Annotated in this window: 16 protein-coding genes; 1 reads left to right on the forward strand and 15 read right to left on the reverse strand. The window is 66.5% G+C overall.

Features of this window, described 5'->3' with window-relative positions:
- Nucleotides 1–103 precede the first annotated feature (103 nt).
- The 3 genes from ABIE53_RS19070 to ABIE53_RS19080 form a co-directional block, all read right to left on the reverse strand.
- Entirely contained in the window at nt 104–1,192 is a 1,089-nt protein-coding gene (locus tag ABIE53_RS19070) for a catalase family peroxidase (protein WP_310076332.1), read from the reverse strand.
- 108 nt (nt 1,193–1,300) lie between these two features.
- A complete protein-coding gene (locus ABIE53_RS19075) occupies nt 1,301–2,287 on the reverse strand; it encodes an anti-sigma factor family protein (RefSeq protein WP_192699872.1) in 987 nt (328 codons plus the stop codon).
- Nucleotides 2,284–2,832, reverse strand: a complete 549-nt coding sequence (locus ABIE53_RS19080) for an RNA polymerase sigma factor (protein ID WP_006049756.1) — start codon at nt 2,830–2,832, stop codon at nt 2,284–2,286. Before ABIE53_RS19080 ends, ABIE53_RS19075 begins: the two co-directional genes overlap by 4 nt.
- 258 nt (nt 2,833–3,090) lie before the next feature.
- On the opposite strand from ABIE53_RS19080, the gene tssA reads away from it, so the two are divergent.
- Entirely contained in the window at nt 3,091–4,173 is a 1,083-nt protein-coding gene (gene tssA / locus ABIE53_RS19085) for a type VI secretion system protein TssA (RefSeq protein WP_053860188.1), read from the forward strand.
- An 84-nt stretch (nt 4,174–4,257) separates the two neighbouring features.
- Here tssA and ABIE53_RS19090 read toward each other — a convergent pair whose 3' ends face one another.
- From ABIE53_RS19090 to ABIE53_RS19145, 12 genes are all read right to left on the reverse strand, one after another.
- Nucleotides 4,258–4,689: a hypothetical protein gene (locus ABIE53_RS19090; RefSeq protein ID WP_310076327.1), complete on the reverse strand. Its 432-nt coding sequence runs from the start codon at nt 4,687–4,689 to the stop codon at nt 4,258–4,260.
- On the reverse strand, nt 4,686–7,559 hold the full coding sequence (locus ABIE53_RS19095) for a serine/threonine-protein kinase (protein WP_192699871.1): 2,874 nt from the start codon (nt 7,557–7,559) through the stop codon (nt 4,686–4,688). The genes ABIE53_RS19090 and ABIE53_RS19095 overlap by 4 nt, the downstream gene beginning before the upstream one ends.
- A gap of 10 nt (nt 7,560–7,569) precedes the next feature.
- Nucleotides 7,570–8,286, reverse strand: coding sequence for a PP2C family protein-serine/threonine phosphatase (locus ABIE53_RS19100; RefSeq protein ID WP_114157539.1), 717 nt, complete (start codon nt 8,284–8,286; stop codon nt 7,570–7,572).
- A complete protein-coding gene (tagF, locus tag ABIE53_RS19105) occupies nt 8,283–9,818 on the reverse strand; it encodes a type VI secretion system-associated protein TagF (RefSeq protein WP_192699870.1) in 1,536 nt (511 codons plus the stop codon). The genes ABIE53_RS19100 and tagF overlap by 4 nt, the downstream gene beginning before the upstream one ends.
- Nucleotides 9,815–13,384 carry a type VI secretion system membrane subunit TssM gene (tssM, locus tag ABIE53_RS19110; protein WP_192699869.1) on the reverse strand — a complete coding sequence of 1,190 codons (3,570 nt, stop codon included), beginning with the start codon at nt 13,382–13,384 and terminating at the stop codon, nt 9,815–9,817. The genes tagF and tssM overlap by 4 nt, the downstream gene beginning before the upstream one ends.
- Before the next feature lie 4 nt (nt 13,385–13,388).
- Nucleotides 13,389–14,729, reverse strand: coding sequence for a type IVB secretion system protein IcmH/DotU (icmH, locus tag ABIE53_RS19115; RefSeq protein ID WP_192699868.1), 1,341 nt, complete (start codon nt 14,727–14,729; stop codon nt 13,389–13,391).
- Entirely contained in the window at nt 14,726–16,066 is a 1,341-nt protein-coding gene (gene tssK / locus ABIE53_RS19120) for a type VI secretion system baseplate subunit TssK (protein WP_029970276.1), read from the reverse strand. Before tssK ends, icmH begins: the two co-directional genes overlap by 4 nt.
- A 74-nt stretch (nt 16,067–16,140) precedes the next feature.
- A complete protein-coding gene (gene tagH, locus ABIE53_RS19125) occupies nt 16,141–17,838 on the reverse strand; it encodes a type VI secretion system-associated FHA domain protein TagH (RefSeq protein ID WP_192699867.1) in 1,698 nt (565 codons plus the stop codon).
- On the reverse strand, nt 17,835–18,311 hold the full coding sequence (locus tag ABIE53_RS19130; RefSeq protein ID WP_006049766.1) for a DUF6931 family protein: 477 nt from the start codon (nt 18,309–18,311) through the stop codon (nt 17,835–17,837). The genes tagH and ABIE53_RS19130 overlap by 4 nt, the downstream gene beginning before the upstream one ends.
- Before the next feature lie 68 nt (nt 18,312–18,379).
- Entirely contained in the window at nt 18,380–20,269 is a 1,890-nt protein-coding gene (tssI, locus tag ABIE53_RS19135; protein ID WP_310076321.1) for a type VI secretion system tip protein TssI/VgrG, read from the reverse strand.
- Nucleotides 20,270–20,350: 81 nt separating this feature from the next.
- Complete coding sequence (locus ABIE53_RS19140; RefSeq protein ID WP_006049768.1) at nt 20,351–21,031, reverse strand: hypothetical protein; 681 nt, start codon at nt 21,029–21,031, stop codon at nt 20,351–20,353.
- A gap of 144 nt (nt 21,032–21,175) precedes the next feature.
- Nucleotides 21,176–22,186 carry a TcdA/TcdB catalytic glycosyltransferase domain-containing protein gene (locus tag ABIE53_RS19145; protein WP_192699866.1) on the reverse strand — a complete coding sequence of 337 codons (1,011 nt, stop codon included), beginning with the start codon at nt 22,184–22,186 and terminating at the stop codon, nt 21,176–21,178.
- Nucleotides 22,187–22,188 lie beyond the last annotated feature (2 nt).

Genomic DNA, 22,188 nt, shown 5'->3' on the forward strand with positions numbered 1-22,188 from the left:
TGAATGAGTGAGTGGCGTCACGGCGGGCACGAACGCCCGTGCTGCCGAAGGCTTCCATGATAACCGTACTGGCGGTGCGTTCCCACCCGAGGCAGTGCGCGCGTCAATGTGCGCGGGCCCGCGCCGCCGCTTCTTCACTCGTGCGGCGCTGCAGGGACACGGCATAGGCGGCGGATCGTGCGGCAAGCAGCGGATCGGCGGAAGGCGCAATGCCGTCCGGCAAAACCGTTGGATCGAAAGCAAGATCGCGGCACGCACCGTCGATCTGCGTTTGCGCGCGATCTATCACGAGCGTGCCTGCGTCGATTCTCGGCCGGCGCGGCGAACTCACCCATTGCCGCGTGGAGTCGTCGGTCGTGTCGCCGGGCATGGCGACGTTCATAAACAGATGCCAGCGCAACGGCCCCTTGCGCAGACTTTTCGACAGATCGTAGAACAGAAAATCCGGATCGCGCAGATCGCCGGCATCGACGGCACGATAAGGCTTGTCCGGCACCACTTCCCACCGAACGAAGCGACGAATACCGTGCGCGTCGATAGTCTGGAACGCGCTGATGCCGTAGTACGTGGCATTGTCGTAGCCCGACGACGGCGGATGCTGCTCGATAAAACGCCTGAAAGCGCGGGCCTCGGGATGACTGTCGAGGAACACCTGCATCTTCGCCGGATCGGGGCGGCCCGTGCGCGGATCGCGCGCATCCGCTTGCAACTGCTCGAGCAACGCCTGAGGCGTGCGCACCGGGAACACAGGCGTGGAGTTCATCGCAAGACGCCACTCCTCGCCGCGCGGCAGCGTCATGCGCAGCGCGAGGCTGCGCACCGTGGCGGCGGCGTCGTCCTCACCGGGATCGCCGCCGGGTATCGACAAGCGTCCGACAACCGCATAACGCCCCTTCGCAAACACGCTGGCACGTGAGAGCAGCGCGCCGTCTCCGTTGCTGTCGAAGTGGCCGGTCACGCAAATTCCTTTCGCGTGATTGCGCCTGAAACCGGGGTGCGGCGTGGTCGTCGCCTCGAATGCATTGACGATGCGCCGCGCGTTCAGCCGTGGAGAAAGCCAGCCCACGCAAGAAAGGAACACAGCGGCGAGCGCCGCGGGTATCGCGCATACGGCGAACGAGCGCAACGCGCGCAATGTGCGACGCGATGATCGCGGCCGCGCCGGCTGATCGCGCAAGTAGCCGAACCTCATGCGTTATGCGGCCGGCGGCGCGTGCGCTTCAACGCGGCGTGCCCGAGCGGCGCGTGACCAGCGAATGCGGCGCGACTCGTCACGCACATCGAACCGCTAAGGTTGCGCTCAACTCTGCTGGACATCGGTGCCGGTGCGGTTGTCGCCGACGGTCGCGGATACCCGGCCATCGTAAAGCTGCCTGCCGAGCGCATCGAGATCGACTGTACCTGGCGTGCCGATCAGCGCATAGCCCACCTCGCCGCGCCGCCACGCGACCACCTTCATGCCTTCGGCTTTCGCGTTCGACGGCGCTGCATCCGCCTTCGGTTCTTTCAGCACGCACAGCGCGACCGGGTCGCCCTTCTCCGGCAAATAGACGATCTGCACCAGTGGCTTGCCATGAAAGCGCAGCCGCTGGACGCGCTTGAAAGTCAGCCCCTGGCTGCGCAAATCGGGAATCCGTACGGGCAGCTCATCCACCTGCTGGATGTCTGCAACGGTCGTCGCCGTGGTGCTCATGTCGGGTTGCAGCAGAGCGACCGTGTCCCGTGTGTACAGCTTCTGATAACCGGCCGCCGCCTTGATCCACGGCGTCATGCCCGAGTCGTCAGAGGCCGTGGTGAGCGCGCCGCCGCCACCGGCCAGTTGCGGCACGAGCCGCAGCGCGAGGCCGCAGCAGAACGCGCCCGCGACGAACGCCACCGCGAGCTTCGGCCACGTGGGCCACTGCGGCAGCGACAGCCATTGCCGCGACTTCGTCCGAGGCCTTAGCGGCCGCACATTGTCGCCAGGCTGTTCTTCGGTGCCGCGCGAGTTATCCGCTTCTGCCGCTTCTGCCGCTTCTGCCGCGTCAGCGCTCGCGCTCCGCTCGGCGCTCTCGCGCTCCACATGCTGACGGATCAACGCGTCGACGCTACGGCCCAGCGATTCCGGCATGGGCGGCAACGCCTGCTGTTCGAACGCATGCCGATAAGGCAGTTGCGAGGCGCGCAGCATCGACACGCGGGACGCGAGGTCTTCCGATTCGCGGATCGCCTTTTCCACCTGTTCGCGCTCGGGGCCCGACAACTCACCGTCGACATAAGCCAACAGGCTGGCATCATCGATCTTCATTGCGCCGCTCGCTGGTTTTTCGACGATCGTGCCGAAGACGTATCATGGTCGCTGAATTGCGCACCGATTGTCTGGCGCGCGCGGGAGAGCCGGCTCATGATCGTGCCGATCGGCACGCCGAGCACCTCGGCCGCCTCCGCATAGCTGAACCCTTCGACCGCCACGAGCAGCATCACGGTGCGCTGCGCGTCGGGAAGACGCTCCACCGCCGCGATGATCTCGCTCACGCTGTCGGCAGGATTGCGCGCCCCTGGGTCGGGCACGGTTTCGAGAAAGTTGTCGTCCCACTCCATGCTCGAGCGGCTGCGCACGTTGCGCGCACGTAGTTCGTTGAGCCAGGTGGAATGGACGATGGAGAACATCCAGCTCAGAGGCGAGGTACCGGGCTGCAATTGATGAGCACGTTCGAGCCCCCGCACGCACGCGCGCTGGAGCAGGTCCTCGGCGTCGTGCTGGTTCCCGCACAGGCGCAGAGAGAATGCCCAGAGCCGCGGCAGCATGCCCGGTAGAAGACTGGGCAGATTCTCGACATCTGCTGTTGACATGATTGACTGGCTCGAAGCAGGGTTACCGTCCGGCGCGCCGGCTGCTGACTGACCGTTCCTGCGGGTGAAGGAGTTCGCGGATTGTACAGCGTGCGTCAAACGTTTGCTTCGGGGCAGCCACGCCTGTTTGCCGCCTCAGGTGGAATAACCGCTCGCCGTCAGTTGTTCTGTCATGGACCGGAAACACCGAACGAAATCACGCGAGCGCGTCCGCCGTTTTCGCTTGCGCTTGCACATGCTCTCATCTTCCAGTCCGACATGACCGACTCCTCCACGACGAATGCCCTGCTTTCCCCTATCGACGATGCGGCGCCGGCCGGGCTCAACCTGGAATACGATCCCGCCTTCACCGAACTCGAACTGCTGGCGACACCGACGCCCGAGCGCGCCATGGGCGACAGTCTGAAAGCGGCTCAGGAACCCGACTGGGACAAAGTCGCAAGCGCCGCCGGCGCGCTGCTCGCGCGCACGAAAGATCTGCGCGTCGCGGTTCACCTGTGTTCTGCTCGAACCCGTAGAGAAGGTCTGTCCGGATGGGCCGCGGGCCTCGGCCTCGTGCGCGGGCTGCTCGAACGCTACTGGGACCATGTGCATCCACAACTGGACGCAGACGATAACAACGACCCCACCGCCCGCGCCAATGCGCTGATGCCGCTTGGCGATCCGCAAAGCGCGCTCGGCATGTTCAGGCTTGCTCCGTTTGTGCAGTCGCCGCGTCTCGGCCGCTTTTCGCTGCGCGATCTGCGCGTCGCGACGGGCGCGATCAACGCGTCGCCGTCGCAGGACGGCGCGCCGGCTCCGACGCTCGTCGATCTCGAAGCATGTTGCATGGACTGCCCGGAGGATCAGTTGCCGCAATCGGCCGCAACGCTCGCAGAAGCACAGGAACATGCGCAAGCCATCGTTGCGCTGGCGCGGGAAAAACTCGGCACGGCGAGCCCCGACCTGGCGCTGTTGTGCGGCGATATCGCGGATCTGAAAAAATTCGTCGATGCGCAAGTGCAGCGCCGGTTTCCTGGACGACCGGAAGCGGGCGTCGGCGCGTCGCCGGCCTCGCTGTCGGGCTCGCTTCTGGACTTGTCTTCGTCTTCGCCTGTGTCGCCGCACGAGGGCGCTACGCATGAGCCGGCCAACGCGAGAATCTCCGGCCAGGCCGATGTGATCCGGCGGCTCGACGAGATTTGCGACTACTACGAGCGCGTCGAACCTTCGAGCCCGCTACCGATTCTGCTCAAACGCGCGCGGCGCCTCGTCGGCAAGAGTTTCGCCGAGGTGCTCAGGGACATCGCGCCAGGCGGGCTGTCGGAGCTTCAGACATTGTCGGGTTCCGAGAGCGAATAAGCGCGGCCGGCGAGGCGCGGCCGGCCAGGCGTGGCCGGCGAAGTGCGGCCGCGGAGGCGCGTTCAGCAGACCGCATCGCGGCCGTCATGACGCCAGCATCAACCAGCCGGCGGCAAGCGCGCCGGCCACCGCGACCAACAGCAGCATCAGCAGCATCCATAGCGCGGACGAGCGGCCTCGCTTCACAGGCATCTGCGCGCTGCCGGCATCGCGCCGCCGAATCGGCACGGGCTGGCGCCGTGCGGCACCCGCAGGGACGCTTCGACGCACCGTATCGCGCCCATCGGAGGGCGCTTCGCCGACGAGCGAATCAAGCAAGCGTCGCCGCCGCTGCCGATATGCATCGCGTTCGATGCGGCCAAGCCGATGCATTTCATCGAGCACCCGCAACGCGTCGTTGACCTGCTGCTCGCGCATGCCCGGCTCCTCCTGTGTCGTCGCTGCAAGCTCCGCCTGAGTGCCGCGCCGCGCCGCCCGTCTGCGCTGTCCGGCCCGCCGCATTTCGCTGCCCGTCATGCGTTCGCCTGGCTGTGCCGGTCGCTGCGCGCGGGCAGCGTCATTGAAACCGACGCCGCCGCGCTCGCCGCATCGCCGCTTTCGACCCGCGCCTTGATCTGCTCCAGCAGCGCGCTCAAGCCGCCTGGCGGCAACGCGATGCTCGCGCCGATGTCGCGCTCCATCTGCTTCATGGCTTCCGGGTCGGCTGCCTGCGCGGTATCGAAGCGTGCCTGCAGCGCCTGCAGATCCGGGTCGGCCATCGGCTGATCGCGCGCGGCCAGGATTGCCGCCGCGAGCAGATAGCGTTGCGCCGCGTCGCCGAGTTTCTGATCGCCGGAAAGCGCGTCGGCACCCTGCGAGGCGACGCGAGCGGCGTCTTGCAGATGGCCCGCGCGGCCAAGCGCGCGAGCATTGCCGAGATACGCGTTGGCAACGAGCTGCGGCGCGCCGCTCGTGAGGAACGCGTTGCCGGGTTCCAACGCGCGCATCCGGTTGAGTGCCGCGAGAGCACGCGCTCCGTCGTTGGCGGCAGCGGCGAGCCGCAGCGCGTCCATTTGCGCAGCCGCGTCGCCGCTCGCCGTCAACTGGTCGATGCGTTGCTGCTGCAACAACTGCAGCATCCGGTCACGCTGAGCGGAAAGACCCGGCGAATGCGGCGCATAACGCAAGCCGACCTCGATGACGTCCAGCGTCCGATGCGCCAGCAGCGGATCGGTCACGCGAGACGCCGCGGCGACGATGCCGTCGGCGAGCGCGTCTATTGCGGTGCCGGTTTCCGACGAAGCGTCGTTTTGCAGCGCGCTCATCGCCCGGCTCACGCCGTCGAGCCACGATGCACTGGCTGACGGATTAGCCGCCAGTTCCACGAGCGAGCGGCGCGCATCGGGCACGCTCATCGCGGCGGCAGGCGTCCCATGATTTTGTGTCGCCGATGCCGCTGCGGCCGCCAGTTGTCCGCGCCGCCGCTGCAAGCGCGAGGAGTCCGGAAACAGTTGCAGGGCCAGCGCGATCCGCGCCCGCGCTTCGTCGAACCTGGCCGAGTCGAGCGATTGCCCGATCGCGGCGTCGTAGCGCGATTCGATCTGCGGACTCTTCAGCAACGCGCTGCCCGGGTCGAGCATGCGAATCCGCTGCAGGATGTCCGCCGCGCTGCCCGGCTGGTCGTCGAACAACGCGTCGCGATCGAGCGCTTCGTCGAGGCTGCTCGCGAGCTTCGCGAGCATGTCGGCGCGCTCATCGTCGATCTGCTTGCGCCGCACGTCGAATTCCGGCGAAAACAGCTTCAACTGGTCGCGGATCTGAAACACGTGCTGGGCGGCCGCATAATCGATCCGCCCGAGCGGCGGGCTCCAGTACGCGTCGAGCCGGCTTGCGAGAAAGCGCTGGATCAGATCGTTCTGGTTCAGCACGAGGCGTTCGCGCTCGTCCACGCCAAGCAAGGCGAGCGCCGCGACGGCCTGGTCTTCGTTCGCGTAGTGCCGTGAATCGCTATCGGCAAAGCGCGCGATGGTCGCCTCCAGTTGCCGATGGCGATGCTGGCTATGCCATGCGGAAGCGCCTGCGGCGAGCACCGCCACGGCGAGAGCGCCCGCGCAATATGGCAACAGGCGCTCGCGCATTTTCCTCGGCCGCAGCGCTTCGACGAGCGCGCCCACCGTCTGCAACCGCTCGCCGCCGCGAAAAGCCACCGCCTGGCACAGCGCCCGGTATTGACGCCGCCCGAGACCCGGCACTGGCGGCGGCACTGCACTCTCGCGCAACGCGACGTCGGCGCTGTGCCGGTCGAACGGATGGCGGCCGGTTAGCAATTCGAAAACCACACAGCCGAGCGCGTACACGTCGTCGCGCACCGACGGCGCCGCGCCCTCGATCATGTCGAGGCTCGCATAGGCCGGTGTCATCGCGCCGAGCGTGCCGGCATCGAACACGGTCTGCTCACCGGCCGCGCCCGCGGCAGCGAGCCCCGCGCGCGCGATGCCGAAGTCGAACACCTTCGGCACGCCGTCGCGCGTCACCATGACGTTGCCCGGCTTGAAGTCCGAGTGCACGATGCCGCTCGCATGCGCCCGCTGCAACGCGCGCGCCATCGCGTCGATCAGCGGCCACGCCTCGCGAAACGGCATTCCCGAAGGACGCTCGCGAATCAGCGTGCGCAGATCCGTGCCGTCGATGTACTCCATCGTCATGAAAACGATCGTGCCGTCCTTGTCGAAATCGTAGACGTGCACGATGTTGTCGTGAGCAAGCCGTTGCGCGCGGCGCGCTTCGCGTTGCAAGGCAATCAGCGAATCCGGGTGGCGGCGGAACTCGTCGTTGAGCACCTTCACGGCCACGTAGGGATCGCGGTCGCGGGCCTCGACCTTGCGCTCGTCGCGCGCCAGATAGACGACGCCCATGCCGCCGCGCCCCAGTTCGCGCTCGAGCAGAAAACGTCCTTTGAGCAGCTTGCCCACCGATGCATGATCGCCGCTTCGCGCCTGGGCTACGCGCTGCCAGGTATCGCGATTCAGGCTGCTGTCGCTGGACTTGCTATCGCTGGCGCTGCTGCCGTTCACATCGCTGTCGTTCACATCGCTGTTGTTCGCATCGTTGCTTCGGACTTCTTCCGATCCCGCGTGGCTGACGGAACGGCTCGCGGGTTTGACGACGGTCGCGTCGTCCCACGATGCGCGCGATGAAACCCCCACTGCGGGTTGCACGACAGTGAGGCCGTCGTCGGCGTCAGCGGGCCTCGCATCGAGCGCCACTTGCTCGCGGCGGTACACGGAAGAAGACGAAACCGGCGCGGCGCGCCGCGCGAACAACCGCCGTGCGCGAGCCTCGATCAGAAGGAACAGTTGCCGTGCGCGCGCGCCGCCGGCGCCGAGGCGTGAGTAGATGTCGTTCATCGAAGGTCTATCAGGCTGCTTCAAGCCGTACGATCACGGCGGAAAGGTTGTCGCGGGCGCGGCGCGCAAGCGACAGCGCGAACAGGCGGTCCACAAGCTGCTGCGGGGTGTGCGGATCGCGGCATGCGTCGGCCAGTTCGCCGTCGCTGAGTTCCTTGTTGATCCCGTCCGAACACAGCAGGAACAGCATGCCTGGGCGGCTGCCCGCCACCGCCCAGTCGACGAACAGCGTGTCCTCGACGCCGATTGCGCGTGTCAGCACCCCCGCCCCCGCTGCCGGCGCGCGCGTGCCGAACTGTGTGATGTCGGCTGGCTGACCGTGCACGTGATCGCGCGTGAGCTGAACCAGCGCGCCGTTTTCGTGCACATAGACGCGGCTGTCGCCAACCCAGCCGCACAGCACGAATGCCGGGGCGTGGACCAGCAGCGCGAGCGTCGAGCCGATCACGTCGACCTGCCGCGCCGCGGCTGCCGCGCGCAGCTCGGCGTTGACCTGCTGCAACGTATCTTCGATGGCCGCAATGAAGTCGTTCACGTCGGCGTCGCGAGTCAGCGCACCCAGCCGCTCGACGATCAGCGTGCTGGCGTAGTCGCCGGCCGCGTGGCCGCCGAGTCCATCGGCGACGACCCACAGTCCGAGGTCGTCGCGCACGAGGATCGCGTCCTCGTTACGGCGGCGCACGTTACCCGTTTCCGTGTGGCCGGCTGAGCGGCAGACCGTCGTCATGCGTCTATCTCCACGACCGCGAGCGGCCATTCCGCGGACGGCGCACGAAGCCCGGCCGCATTCGCCAGATAGGCGCGCACGTCGTCGCAGGTCGGCAGCGCCAGCGCCGTGGAGAGACAGTCGCGCGAAAGCCGCGTGAGTTGGCGTGTGGCGAGCAGAAGCAGACGGTCGCCGCGTTCGAGCGAAAGCGCCGCTTCCTCGCAGTTCGGATCGCCGTGGGCGCCGATGCCGGGCATGTCGAGCCATGCGTCGCCGAACAGCAGATCGTCCAGCTCGCCGCCCGCGCCGGCCGCGCGCTCGACGAACGGCGCGAGCAACTGGCCGGAGCGCCAGTGCCACAGCGCCGCGGCGCCGACGCGCATCACGCGGGCGGACGCGCCCTCGAAACACACGACGACAGCCGCGCCGTTTTCGGCAGCCGCCCCGCTTGCTTCACGGCTTGCTTCACGGCTTGCTTCACTGTTTGAATCACGCAGCCGCGCATGGAGCGACATCAGCCCGGCCCTGAGCATCCGGGCGTCGGGCGCGTTCAGCAGCACCGTCTCGCGGATGCCGCGCGCGGCCACGCAGCGTGGATCAGACGGACCGTCGTCGGCGCTCACGAGCAAAGTGCGGCCGTTGTCCAGCCACATCGTCGTGCTGCCGATCGGGGCGGTGCGAGGGACGAGGTCGGGACTGCTTGAGGTCGCGATCAAAGGCTCGCTTGCGGAGGCGGAGGCTGCCGTTGCCGACGCGGCGTCGCCTGCATCGATATCCGACGAGCTAAAAGTATCGTCAGCGCGCAAGGGTTGCTCGTGCGATTGATACTGTCGATACGCTCCATGCGGTCCGTGCAGTTCCTCCAGTTCGTGCAGCCCATATACGTCCTGAGCCGGCAGGCATGAAGGCGCAAGCAGCGCCGCATAACTGCGCGGCAACCCGCGCGTCGCCAGCAATCGCGCCGCGCCCGCGGTCCACCACAGGCACCACGGCCCCGGCCTCATGCAAAGCTGGCGCCATGCCTCGCTCAGAATCAGGCCGGCGCACGTGCTGTCCGCTATGCCGAGTCCCCATTGCCCGCTGTCCCACGGCAACTCGCGCCAAAGCGCCGACAAATCGCGCGCGTCGCTGAAAGGCCGGGGCAGCGTCACGACACGCGCGTCGAACGTCTCGACGCTGACTGCCTCGCCTTGAGCGCTGCGGTACACCCGCTCGAGCGCGTCGAACCAGCCGGGATTGCCAAACAGCTCCGCGACTTCGCCGGAACAGCGCGCCGCCAGCACGGTCGGGAATGCACGGCCGACACGGTCCACGGCCGGACCGGCGAGACCGCACCACGAGCCGTTGCCGCATACCTGTGACGGAAGCACGAACCGCCATGCCGGGGCGTGCTGCCAGGCGGACGCCCATCGCTCGCCGGTCTCGCGCCGCCCGATCTCGACCGCGCGCTGGAAGTGGCGATCCCATGCATCGACGAAGTCCGGCGGCAGCCGGCGCCGCACAAAGTCGCCTGCGCCGGGCAGCTTGCCGTAGAAGCCGACGGCGCCGCTCATCGCGGGCACCTGAAGCGCCGCACTTCATTGCTGTCGAACGGATTGCGCAGGCTCGCCGGCTGGATCGGCAGCTTCAGAGCATGGCCGTCGAAATCAAACGTCGCCAGATAGCGAAGGTCGCCCTGCTTTTGCAGGCGAGCGGCGTCGAGCGCATGGAAGAACGCCCATTCGCCGTCGAAGCGCAACGGCGTGCCGAGCGGACGGCCGGCCACATCGAAAGCGCTGACCGACACATGGCCCGGCTGCGGGCCCGGCCATGCCATTGCCACGCTCGACGCCCCGTTAGCCGAATAGTCGTACTTCTGCCCGTCGATCTCGATCACGGCCCGCGCGATGGGCGCCTCGAACTGCGGCGCGAGCAGCGTGAAGCCGACCTGCACCTGAGCGCCGCTGCGAAAGAACATCTGACGGATGTCGTCGGCGGCCTGCGCGCCGGCCAGTACGGATTGCGGTCCCGGCGGCGCGCCCGGTTTCCAGCGCCATGCACGGCCGCCCGTATCGACTCTCTGCGCAAGCGTCGATTTGAAAAAACTGTCGAATCTGCCGCCGTTGCCAAACAGTTCGGCGAAATTCTGCAACGGGATATCCGAGCCGCCGCTTGCCGCAAACGGATAGCGTCCATCGACGAAGTTTGCGCAGTCGCTGCCCGCCGCCGCGCGAAACTGATCGGCAAGCGCCGCGCTCCCGCCGCTCGCAACCAGATCGGCGCTCTTGCCGGTGAGACCCTGAATCAGCCCGGCCACCTGCGGCGGCAGTTGCCCCGCTTCCTGGCGCGCGGCAAGCAGCGCCGGACTGTTCTGCGCGGCAGGGTCGCTCAGGTCGTTCATGGTCAGCAGGGTTTTGCCAAGCTGATCGAGCACGGCCAACGTATGGTCGAGCGGCGTCGCGCCGCTCGTGCCCGCGCCCGTGCCCAGTTGATCGATCTGCGCGAAATGTTCTTCGATGGCCGCGCCCGGCTGCCGCGAGCCGGCCGGGTTCGCATCGCCCGCCTTGAGCGTGACGCCGACGGGCAGCGGCGCGCCTGCGTTGCGCAGTTCGCCCGCGAGGCGCGTGTTCAGCGCGCGCTTCGCCGCGATGTTTTCACCCGCAAGCCGCGCCTGCGAGGCCAGCGAATCGGCGCCCGCCGCGGCGCCGCTTGCCGGCGCGCGCAACATGTCGCTCGTATTGTCGCGAACCAGGTTGAGCAGCGCCTTTAGCGGCGAACTCGGTCCGGACAGTTTCGCGGCCATCGCGCTCGCGTCCTGAATGCTCGTGACCGGCTGCAATTGCAGATCGGCGAGCAAGGCATCCCAGTTCCGGATGTAGTCCTGCTCATAGAGCGTCAGCACCTGTTGTTCATAGCGCGAGCGGGCTAGCGGATCGACGCGCCCGCTGTCGAACACCCAGTAGTCCTTCACGAAACGATCGACGGACTGGTCTAGCCCGCCGCTCACCTCGGACTGGAAATACGGCCGCGTGAAAAGAACCGGCAAAGGCTCGGACAGCGGCGCCCCGCTCTTGCGGCGGAACACGTTGCCCAGCAACCCGAGCGACTGGTCGAGCCGCACCGGCGACGCACCGGAGCGGCCCGCGTCCAGTTGCACGCTGCCGTAGATCATCGTGGCGACGTCCGCTGTCTTCAGCGTCGAGCGCGCCTGAGCGATCAGTGCGTTGTCGAGCGGCAGTGCGCGCGGCTTCTGCGCGTCGCCGAGCCGGGCGGAGAAGTGCTTGTCGAGCGCAGTGCGAATCGCCGGGTCCTGCGGGAACAGCCGCTGCCACTCGACGCGCGCAAGCGCGGCCAGTTCGTCCGCGTCGAGATGCTGCGGCTCGCCGAGCATCAGGTAGCCCTTCAGATCGTCGTAGAGCGCTTGCGGATTGCTGGCGTTCTCGACGAGACCTTCGCGAAACCGCAGGTCGACGCCCGGCAGCAAGGTGCCGTCAAGCTCGCGCAGATATGCGCTGTGCGCCTGCGCGAAGAGCGCGTTGCCCTGATACAGCCCGAAGCGCATCGACCACGGCACGTGCGCGCGGTACTGACCCGCGGCATCCTGCGTCGCGGAGATCACCTCGAGCCGCGCGAGCGCCCGCGCGAAATACGACTTGAGGTCAGGCGCGCCGGCAAGCGTAGTGGCATCGGGCAGATCCTTCAGCGCGCCCTGAACTTCCGCGACGAACGCGCGGTTGCGCGCATAGCTGGTCGCGAATCCCGCGACCAGCACGAGGGTCACGACGGCGAGGCCCGCATAGGCGGCGGCCTGCATGAAGAGCTTTTGCCGCTCGAAGCGCGGATTCGTGCCCGCGAGACCCGACTCGCGAAACAGCACATCCTTCAGCAGGCGCTCGACGAAGTAGGTGTGCCGCTGCCCGGCGCCGGCCTGCACTCGCGCGGCGTCGACGCCGAAGGTACGCGCGACCGCTCCCAGTATCCGGTCGATCGGCGCGCCCTCCTGGGTGCCCGAACTCAGGTAAGCGCCACGCAGCATCGGTGGCGTGCCGTACTGGTGACGCCCGAACGCGGCCTCGACGAACTGCCGGGCGATCTCGCGAAACGCGCCCAGTTGCTGCGGAAAGCTCAGCACCGACGCACGCCGGCCGCGGTCGCGCTCGCCGTGCAGGCGCTCGATCAGGCGCGTGTTGAGGCGGTTGAGCAGCAGATCGTATTCATCGGCGAAACGGCTGGACGCACTGCCGTCGAGGCTCGCGCCCAGCGGGAACGTGACGCCCCACACCTGGCTGCGCAACTGAGCGCCCAGGTCGTCGAAGAACTCGCCGAAGCCCGCCACCAGGTCGCATTTGGTGAACACGAGATACACGGGCACGGCGACTTTCAGATGCTGCGCGAGTTCGTCCAGACGACGGCGCACGGCGCGCGCATGCTGTTCGCGCGCGGCGTCGTCGAAGCCGAGCAGATCGGACACGCTCATCGTCACGATGACGCCGTTCAGCGGCCGGCGCCTGCGATAGCGGCGCAGCAGCGCGAGAAACGACTGCCATGCGCTTGCATCGGCTTGCGCGTCGGAATCCTGCGTCGTGTAGCGGCCCGCGGTGTCGAGAAACACGGCCTCGTCGGTGAACCACCAGTCGCAGTTGCGTGTGCCGCCGATACCGCGCAACGCGTCCTTGCCGAAGCGCTCGGACAACGGAAAGTCGAGACCGGAGTTTTGCAGCAGCGTGCTCTTGCCCGAGCCGGGCGGCCCGATCACGACATACCACGGCAGCGCGTACAGGTTGTTGCCGTTGCGGCGTGTCTTGCGCAGCGTGTGGATTGCTTCGCGAAAGCGCTGCAGCAGTTGCGCGCGCTCCTCGCTGCCGGGCTCCGCGGCGGCGAGCTGCGTCTCCTGGCCCGCGAGGTCGCCGGAAAGCCGTGCAGTCTTGCGCTGCGCTCTCCATTGCAGGACCTGCAAGGCAATCACCCATGCGAGCACCACGGCGAGAATCAATGCGACCCGCGCCGCCGCGCTCGCGAGCGGTTCGCGCTCGCCGATGCCCACGTAAGGGCCGCCGAGCCAGATCAGTGCCGCGATCAGCAGCAGGCCGAGCGCGTGCGTGAACCACCGGGACTTGACCCAGGTTTTCAGCGTGTTCATGGGTTCAGTTCTCCGGGATAAACAGAATTTCCACGCGACGGTTGCGCGCCCGGTTCGCCGGCAGATCGGCCGGCGTCGCGATCGGCTGCGACGAACCGGCGCCGTTTGCCTCCAGCCGGCGCGGATCGTCGAGTCCTTGTGCGAGGACCGCCAGCGTGTTCTGCGCGCGCGCCGTCGACAGCGCGAAGTTGTCCTTGAATCTGAGCGAGTGCACCGGTTGATCGTCGGTATGGCCCACCACGATCACGCGCCCGCGCACCTGGTTCAGCGCCGAGGCCACGCGGCGCAGCAGCGGAATCTCGTCGGGTAAAAGATCCGCTCCGCCCGAAGGAAACAGCGCGCCTGCCGCAAGGCGTATCGTGTCGCGGCCGTCGGCCTGCTCGTCCACGGCGAGCGCGCCCGATTGCTCGAGCGGCGCAAGCAGCGCCTTCAGGCTGGGGCGAGCGGGCCTGGGCGCAGCGGCCCCGGCGGGCGGCGGCGCGCTGCCTGTGCCGATCGCGGCAAGCTGCGCGCCGACGGGTTCGGCGAGCGCATTCAGCCGCGTGAAGAAGTACAGGAACGCACCGATCACAATGACCGCCGACGCGGCAGCGGCGATCCACAGCGGCACATGACGCATGACCGGATTGCGGCGGTCATCGACGCCGCGCCAGTGCGGCGCCAGTTCGGCAGCGGGCGCTTCGCGCAAGCCGCGAATCCGGCGGTACAGATCGTCCTGAATGTCGGCCAGACGCCCGAGGCCGCCCGGCTCCACCAGATAGCGTCCGCCGAAACCGAGCGCGAGGCAGATGTACATCATCTCGATCAGATCCAGATGACGCGAGAAGTCCACGCTCAGCCGGTCGAGAATCTGGAAGAACTTGGCGCCGCCGTAGGTCTCGCCGTGAAACGTCACGAGCAGCGTCTTTTGCGCCCATCCGCTGAGGTCGCCCCACGGCGCATTGTTCACGGCTTCGTCGAGCATGGTGCACAGCACGTAGCGCGCGGCCATCACGGTTTGCGTGTTGACACCGGCATCCTGCGCGTGACGCTCGAAGCTGTGCACGTGTGCGACGGCCTGTTCGCGCAGCCGCGCGACATCGGCGGGCGCCGCCACGCTGTGCCGCAACTGCACGCTGAGGAGCAGCAGCGGATTGGCGGCGCGCACGAGCGGATTGACGACGCCGCTCATCAATTCGCGCAGTTCGATACGCGGCGCGGCAGAAGCGGCCTGCTCGTGGCCGCGCGAAGGCGCATGCCGCGGCATGATGCGGGTTGCGTCGTCGGCGCCGGCTTGCGGCTGCGGACGGATCACGGTGGCGTCGAAGCGCCCGCCCGGCTGATCGTTGCGATTGGCGGTGTTCATGCGCGAACCGCCCACAGTTGAAGATCGAGGCCGGCAAAGCCGCTGCCGAAATGCATCGCGATGCCACCGGATGTCTTCAACATTCGCCACATCGCCGAACCGCGGTCGCACTCGAAATACACGAAGCCGGACGTATAAGGCAACTGGCGCGGCGCGACCGCCATCGACGACACGCCGATGCCCGGCAGTTGCAGATTCACGAGGTCGCGGATTTTCTCCACGGGCCCGATTTTCGATTGCGTGGGCAACTGCCGGCGCATGTCCTCGGCTTTCATATCGGCTCGCGCGGCGAGCACGAAGGTTGCCGTGTCGAGGAGCGTCGAATCCGGCACGACGCCGACCCACACGCCGTACTTGCGTTGCTGCAGCGGGATCGGCACCGCGCTCTGTTCGAGCACGGCGCTCAGCGCGATCCGCAATGCGGCGATCACCGGCTCGAAGCTCTCCCGCAGCAGTTCGTGCCGGTACGCCGGAAAGCTCTGCGCGCGCTTGGCCGGCGCGGTGAAGGTGGCCAGTTCGCCGGCCAGTTCGAGCAGCAGCCGGTACAGCGCTTCGGGATGCAGCAGCGGCGCTTCGGCCAGATGCGCAACGAGCGGCTGGTAACGGTTGATGACCTGCAGCATCAGGAAGTCGGCGATCTCCGCAGCGCCGCCCCGATCCGTTTGCGTGACGCGGCTCGCGAGCGCTTCGCCGCGCTGGTGAAGCAGGCCGAGCAGTTCCGACAGAAACGTCACCAGACGCTCGGCGGCCTGAGTCTGCAACGCGCTCGGCATGAAGCCGTCGTCGAGCGTCACGCGCCGGTCGGCCCGGCACTCGATCACGCGGGCGAGCGGAATCTGCATCAGTCCCTCGGCGGGCTGCGACTCCGGCATGAGCCGCGTGCTCATGCCCGCGACTTCGAGCACGGTAAGCCCTTCCATGCTGCCGGACGCGTCGTGCACTTCCGTCTCGCGAACCCGATAGCGCAATAGCTGGTCGGCGGCGCCCGCGCCGGTCCATCCGCTGTCTGCCCGCGTGGACGAGCGCAGCGGCAAGCTCAGGTGAACGACCTGATCGCGCCAGTTCGAATCGATGTCGAGCGGCGCCGGCAGTGGATCGTCGCCCGGCATCGAAAAGGGCGTGCCGTCGGGAAACACGCCCCGCGCGCGCTTGATGCCGAGCTTGCCTATCGCGAGCAGGTCGGGTTCGAGTTCGAGCTCCTGGAAGCCCCACGCATGCGGGCGCAGCCCGCCCGCGCGCAGTTCCACGTAGCGCTCGAAATAGCGTTCCTGCTGCTGCATGTGCTGCGGCCTCAGAAACAGGCCTTCGCTCCATATGACTTTGTTGCGGTGGGTCATGTCGTCGGTTCGATCAAGAGTTCTGTGTGCGCCGCCCGGCTGCGGGCAGTGCGCTGACGCGGTGGCTGGGGTCACTATTGCGGGTCGTCGGCCGCGCGGGCTTTGAGGTGCGCGAGCTGCTGCTCGTAGGCCCGCGCGAATTCGTCGCCGAACAGGCGCCGAAAGCATTCGTCGGGGTCTCGGGTTAGCGCGTCGAACTGCTCCTTGTAGCGCTCCCAGTGGCGCGGCCGGCCGCCGAGCGGCAAGCGTCGCGCGCGGCCTTCGGACTCCTCGATGCGCGCGGGATCGAACTGGGCCAGCATCGACTGGAATGCCGAGCGCACGCCGGCAAGCATGGCCATCTGGTGATTGCGGATGTCGGCGGCGGCATCGTTGAGCGCCGCGTTGCCGGACAGGAAGCCGCCGTCCGGCGGCGCGAACAGCCGCCTGACCGCTTCCTGCGCGGTCGGCGCGAACTTGAGCGGATTGTTCTCCGAACGCTGGATCAGCGTTGCAGGCAGCCGGAAGCGGTTCTTCAGCTCGGCGCGGGCGCGCAGCACGTCCATCATCGCGTCGACGGCGATGTGGAGCATGTCGGTCAATTGTTGCGCTTGCGGCTCGGCATCGGCATCGGCATCGGCATCGGCGGATGCTGGCGGGGACGCGCTGGTTATGACGGGGGTTGGGTCGGGGGTCGTGGGTGGTGCTGGTGGGGTGGGCCGAGTTGATGTCGATGGCGACGTTGCCGGCGTGGGTGACGAATCCGTAAGCGGAGCCGCTGCCGCCGGATCGACTGACGGAACCGCTGCGCCCGTCGGAATCGATGAGACCGGCGCGGCGGCCGGAGCCGGAGCCGGAGCCGGAGCCGAAGCGGGAGAATCGACGATAGCCGGCGACGCATGCTGCCAATCCGCCGACCGCCGTGAGTCCGTCGCCTGCGCTACATCCGCCGACGTCCCGGCGACGGGCTCGACATCGACCGGCTCCCGTTGCGGCCCGGAACGCGGTTCGACCCGGCTTCCGGTTGCGTCCCAGTCGTCCGGCAGCAGCGGGCCGCTGGTTCGCGGCAGTTCGACTTGCGGCGGGCGGAAGCGGTCCGCGACCGCCGGCATGTGGTTCCAGTCCGGCGCAGGCGGACCTGCGGGCGCAGCCTCGTCGGAATAAGAAGGCGGCGCGTCGAATAGCGCGAGCGGATCGAGACTCGCGCCCGCCGCTGCGGCATCGGCTGCACCGGGAATCAGCCCTTCCGCAAACCCTGCGCCGCCAGATGCGCCGGCACGCGCGGACGGCAGCAGCAGACCCAGATCGAGCGGCTCGGCGTTCCGCGCGCGAGCCGCTCCCACGTCGGAGGCGGGCAACGGCGACGGTCCTGCCGACGCTGGCGGCAACGGCGCGGGCGCCGCCGCTTTGCGGGCATCTGTTGAAACGTCGCGCGAAACGTCGCGCGAGGTATCGTCCTGCCCGGCCGTCGCGCCGGAAAGACGCACCGTGATTTCGAATGTATCGATCTGCAGCCGGTCGCCGTTTTTCAGCGCCGCGGGATCGCCCCTTTGCAGCGCGGCGCCATTGAGCAGCATGCCGTTGGTACTGCGGTCCTCGACGAAATAGAGGCCGTTCAGATAGCGCACCAGAGCGTGCAGCCGCGACACACCCTCGGTGCCGAGCACCCAGTCGCAGTCTTCCGAGCGGCCGATGCTGCCGTCGCGACAGTCGAACACGTACTCGCGCCGGCCGCCCAGACGCTCGGCCCGTTCGCCCTGCACCGAGAGAATCAGATTGTGCGCGGTGCTCATTGCGTCGCTCCGTCCATATCGTTAGGGATGCCGAGCAGGCTCAGCGCGTCGCGCACGAACGCGGTGCGGCGCGCGTCGATCTGCGCCGGGACCAGCGCGGCCATGTAGCTGACGGCCGCCGTGGCGGCAATCGCGCTCAGGTGCTCGGGCGGCGGCGTCGGCTGCCCGTATCGTGGATTCAGGTTGCCGCCGGTCCAGCCGGCGGAGGCACAGGCCCATGCGCCGATCGTCCGGTAGCGGTGCTCGTTGGCAAACGACGCCGCGGCGGCGCGCTGCGCTTCGCCCGGATCGCGCACCCACGCTTCGGCAAGCGCGACACCTTCGCGGTCGTGCGCGCCGAGGGGCTGGCGGCTCGCGCACTGACATACCCACGCGACCGTGTAGCGACGCGGCAAGAGGCGCGCGAGCAGGCTCAGCGCGTCGGCGGCCAGTCCGTCGTCGAGCAGCGTCTGTACGGCGGCGCGCGGCGTCATCCCTGGTTCCAGGCGGGCGTTCGCCGGCGCGGATAGCCGCATCTGCCGGGCAGCGTCGAAGAGCGTAGTCATAGCGGCAGGATCATCGGCGCCGCGCCGCCGAGTATCGCGGTGGCCGTGCCGATCAGTTGCAGGTTGGTGGACTGCACGAGGCAGTCGGCCTCGGACAGAATCTCCATCGCGGCAATCGAACTGATGTTCAGATTCGCCTTGGAATTGAGTTCCATCGCGAGCCCCGACGTCATCGCCACGTTCAGTTCGCCATTCACCGTAACGTTGGTGCCCTCGATCGCGATCTCACCCGTGCTGTTCAACGTGATGCTCGCGAGTCCGGTCACCAGCCTGATCTGCTTGCCGGCCGTCAGCGTGTAATTGCGCGCCACCTGCACGTCGTGGTCATGCTCCGATTCCTCGCGCAAATTCTTCTGCGCATGAATCAGCACCTCTTCGCTGCCCTTTTTGTCCTCGAAGCGGATTTCGTTGTAGTCCTCGGTGGAGCCGGTGTGGCTGCGGCTTTTGACGCCGCTCTGCGTGCGGTTTTCGGGCAGGCTGTACGGCGGCATGTTGTCCGCGTTATAGACGCTGCCGATAATCAGCGGCCGGTCCGGATTGCCGTCGAGAAAGCTGACTACCACCTCCTGTCCGACGCGCGGAATAAACTGCGCGCCCCAGCGCTTGCCCGCCCACATCTGCGCGACGCGCACCGGGCAAGAACTCTGCGCGTTTGGTTTGGCCGGGCGGTTCCAGAAGAACGTGACCTGCACACGGCCGTATTTGTCGACTGCGATGTCCTCCGGCGTGTTGCCTTCGACCACCGCGGTCTGCAGGCCGGCAATCACCGGGCGCGGCGTGAGCGGCATCGTGCGAAACGGCTGACGGCTGCGAATCGCCCTGAACGCGCAGCGAAACGGTTCCTCGCCTTCGTCCGCGCCGCCGCCCGTCACGTAGTCCGGCTCGACGAGCCGCATCTCGGTTTCGATCACGAGATATTCCTGGTTGGCGTCCGCAAGCGGAAAGTCCTTCAGCCTGAACAACGCGCCTGTGGTGACGCCGCATGCGTCGGTGTGCCCGGCGCTCGTCAGCATCGGCACGTTGAGCGCATCGGCGCGCACCTGCGCGTAGCGCTGACCGTCCTGCAGACGCTGGTCGTGGCCGACGTAGTCGTACGCGTAGTCGTAGATGTCGAGACCGCTCACGCTGTGGGCATCGTCCTTATCGGTGACATCCTCGGTGGCGAGCAGCGACGCTTTCGGTTTCAGATAGTCGTAGTCGTCCAGTTGCACACGCGTTGCATTCATCGCGCGCGCAGTGGTCCAGTCGCTGATCGACGCCTTCATGCGTTTGCCGCGCCCGGTCGGCGGCGCATAGGGAATCTGCTCGAAACCGGACACAGGCGAATGCGCGCCGAGCGCGTCGGCAAGCACCATCGTGTGGACACCGTCCGCATGCGTGAAGAAGTAGTAGATGCCCTCCTGCTCCATCAGGCGGCTGATGAAATCGAAGCTGCTCTCGCGGTATTGCACGCAGTAATCGCGCGGCGCGTAAGTGCCGCTCAAACTCAGTTTTACGTCCGCATAGCCGGCATCGGCGAGCACCGATTTGACGATCTGCGGCACGCTCATGCTTCGATAGATGCGACAGTCGCGCCGGCGCGTCGCCAACCACGCCTTCGGCACGACTCCGAAGGTGTAGACGGCGTAACGCACGTTGTCGATATTCACGAAGCCGCCCTGCTCGCACTCGTTGACCATGCCGTTGAAGTACCGCGTATAGCCCTGCGGGGTGACGAGCTTGACGGTCATCGGCGTGCCGAGCAGTGCGCGCAGATCGACCTGCGGGTTCTTGCTGATCGCCTCGATCCGGTATGAAAACAGACGGCCGAGCGATTCTGTCGCGGTCATGTTCGAGAACAGCAGACTGGTGCCGAGGTTCGAGGCGAGCGTGATTGCGTGAGCCATGTGATTGACGAAAGCGGGTTGTGTGCGGAACTGGTCAGTGCGGCGCGCGAAGCTGTGCGATGGTGCGTGCGTCCATGCGTGCTAGAGGACGACGTCCACGCTGAACCTCGGCAGGTTCGCCGCGGACTTCACGTTTTTCTCGACCTGTGTTTCGAGCGACGTTCTGAAGTTCTCGCGAATCTCGCTTTTGAAACGCGACACGGAGACCCAGCCGTCAAGCATCTCTTTGAGTGCTTCCTTTGTGATCAAGGTTTCTTTTGCGGGCAGCGCCGAATCCTCTATCAGCTTTTTGCGCAGCGTTTCCAGGTTGTCGCTACGCTTGTCCCAGCCGCCGTCACTCGCACCGCCGATGTGGATCGACTCGGGTCCGACATCGACCGTCACGCCGCTGTCCTCGATGGTGTCCTGCACACGCTTGCGCCGCACCGTCAGATGAAACTTGCTGACATTGATCTTGAGCGGCGAGGTCTTTTTGAGCTGACCGATTTTCAGCGTGGCGTTGACATGCGCGGACAGAAACAGAACGTCCTGCGCACCGTCTTCTTCGCTCACTGTCCACGGAATCACGACGGCGTTCGAAATCAGGTTCACGGACTTCGACTTGTTGTCCTTCGCGTCGTCGGCCAGCACGTTCCTGTATGTGAAGCGGGGATTCGATCCGTGCTCGAAGTTCTGGATCAGCCTCGTCACGAACTGCACGACATTCTTGTCGCTCAGTGTCGACAGTTCCGCGAATCCATCGTTGCTCTTTGCTGCTGGCATCGCCTTATCTCCCGACGCGGTTGGTTCGTCTCTCGAAGAACACAACAGCCGGGTCTCGCGATCTATTCCTTCCTCGTGAAGTAAAAAAATCGGCGCGCGCGGCGGGGGACGCTGGTTGTATGTGGGCGACTTGCAACTCGAGCGTCAAAGCCAGTCGTGGAAGTAGCTGTCTCTGACCTTGTACATGGGGAAATACCAGTTGTCGCGCATGAAGATCTTGTTCTCCAGACTCTGCTCTGGAAGCTGCGAGCGGGCCTGGTCCTCAAACATCCGGTCGCGCAGTTTCGTGAAGCCCGAACTCTCGGCCGCGGCCGTGGGGCCGGTCATCCTGATCGTGCTGCGGCGCACGTCCTCCATGTACTCGGTGCGCAGCTCGTCGTTGGTTTTCATCGAACGAAACCTGCTGTGTATCAGCGCTTTATACGACTTCAGGCCATTGCTGCCGGCGTGGCTTGCAATGATCGAGTTGCTGATGGGAGGCGGTTGATCTCCGCGAATATTCGCTTGCCACCAGTCCGCGCTGGTCCAGTCGTTTTCGCTTACGCCGTTGTGCCACACGGGATTCACGGCGGAAAACCGCGGATAAGACTGATGGCAGACGATGTCGCCGAGCGGACTCACGCAACTGACGTCCGTATCCGCATAAATGCCGCCGTACTGAAGAAGAATCTCGATGCGCAGAATGTCGCTGGCCGAACCGAAGTTGGCGCCGCGATTGACGAGTTCCCTGCGATAAATCGCTGCGTTCTTGCCCATTTTCAGGTCGCGCTGCACTTCGCGAAGCTTGATCCTGTTCTCCTCGCAAAAGTTGATGATCGAGTTGACCTGCGTCGCGCGCATGCCTCGGAGGGTCTCGCCGCGCTGATTCAGATACTCTTCCAGATAGCGGATCGTGGCTGCATCGCCTCCTTTTTTTCCCAGCACCTGTGCGACTTCCTGCCATTGCGCCGCGGAAACGCGCCCAAGGCCTTGCGCTCCGTTCTGGTCGCTGATCTGCCGGCGGCGTTCGCCGGTCAGCAACTGGTTGGCGTCGATCCAGAGATTGACTTCCCAGTCGGGATTCATCCTTGGAAACGTGACGATGCAATCGCGATTCCGTTGCGGGATATCGCCGCCGATCCAGATGATATGAATGACCTTTGGAATGGCTCTCAACT

This window comes from Paraburkholderia sp. OAS925 (assembly GCF_040543975.1).
GTDB classification, from domain to species: domain Bacteria; phylum Pseudomonadota; class Gammaproteobacteria; order Burkholderiales; family Burkholderiaceae; genus Paraburkholderia; species Paraburkholderia graminis.

Excerpts from the sequence above, each read along its gene's own strand:
- ABIE53_RS19070 (WP_310076332.1), bottom strand. The coding sequence starts at position 1,192 with ATGAGGTTCGGCTACTTGCGCGATCAGCCGGCGCGGCCGCGATCATCG.
- ABIE53_RS19075 (WP_192699872.1), bottom strand. The coding sequence starts at position 2,287 with ATGAAGATCGATGATGCCAGCCTGTTGGCTTATGTCGACGGTGAGTTG.
- ABIE53_RS19080 (WP_006049756.1), bottom strand. The coding sequence starts at position 2,832 with ATGTCAACAGCAGATGTCGAGAATCTGCCCAGTCTTCTACCGGGCATG.
- tssA (WP_053860188.1), top strand. The coding sequence starts at position 3,091 with ATGACCGACTCCTCCACGACGAATGCCCTGCTTTCCCCTATCGACGAT.
- ABIE53_RS19090 (WP_310076327.1), bottom strand. The coding sequence starts at position 4,689 with ATGACGGGCAGCGAAATGCGGCGGGCCGGACAGCGCAGACGGGCGGCG.
- ABIE53_RS19095 (WP_192699871.1), bottom strand. The coding sequence starts at position 7,559 with ATGAACGACATCTACTCACGCCTCGGCGCCGGCGGCGCGCGCGCACGG.
- ABIE53_RS19100 (WP_114157539.1), bottom strand. The coding sequence starts at position 8,286 with ATGACGACGGTCTGCCGCTCAGCCGGCCACACGGAAACGGGTAACGTG.
- tagF (WP_192699870.1), bottom strand. The coding sequence starts at position 9,818 with ATGAGCGGCGCCGTCGGCTTCTACGGCAAGCTGCCCGGCGCAGGCGAC.
- tssM (WP_192699869.1), bottom strand. The coding sequence starts at position 13,384 with ATGAACACGCTGAAAACCTGGGTCAAGTCCCGGTGGTTCACGCACGCG.
- icmH (WP_192699868.1), bottom strand. The coding sequence starts at position 14,729 with ATGAACACCGCCAATCGCAACGATCAGCCGGGCGGGCGCTTCGACGCC.
- tssK (WP_029970276.1), bottom strand. The coding sequence starts at position 16,066 with ATGACCCACCGCAACAAAGTCATATGGAGCGAAGGCCTGTTTCTGAGG.
- tagH (WP_192699867.1), bottom strand. The coding sequence starts at position 17,838 with ATGAGCACCGCGCACAATCTGATTCTCTCGGTGCAGGGCGAACGGGCC.
- ABIE53_RS19130 (WP_006049766.1), bottom strand. The coding sequence starts at position 18,311 with ATGACGCCGCGCGCCGCCGTACAGACGCTGCTCGACGACGGACTGGCC.
- tssI (WP_310076321.1), bottom strand. The coding sequence starts at position 20,269 with ATGGCTCACGCAATCACGCTCGCCTCGAACCTCGGCACCAGTCTGCTG.
- ABIE53_RS19140 (WP_006049768.1), bottom strand. The coding sequence starts at position 21,031 with ATGCCAGCAGCAAAGAGCAACGATGGATTCGCGGAACTGTCGACACTG.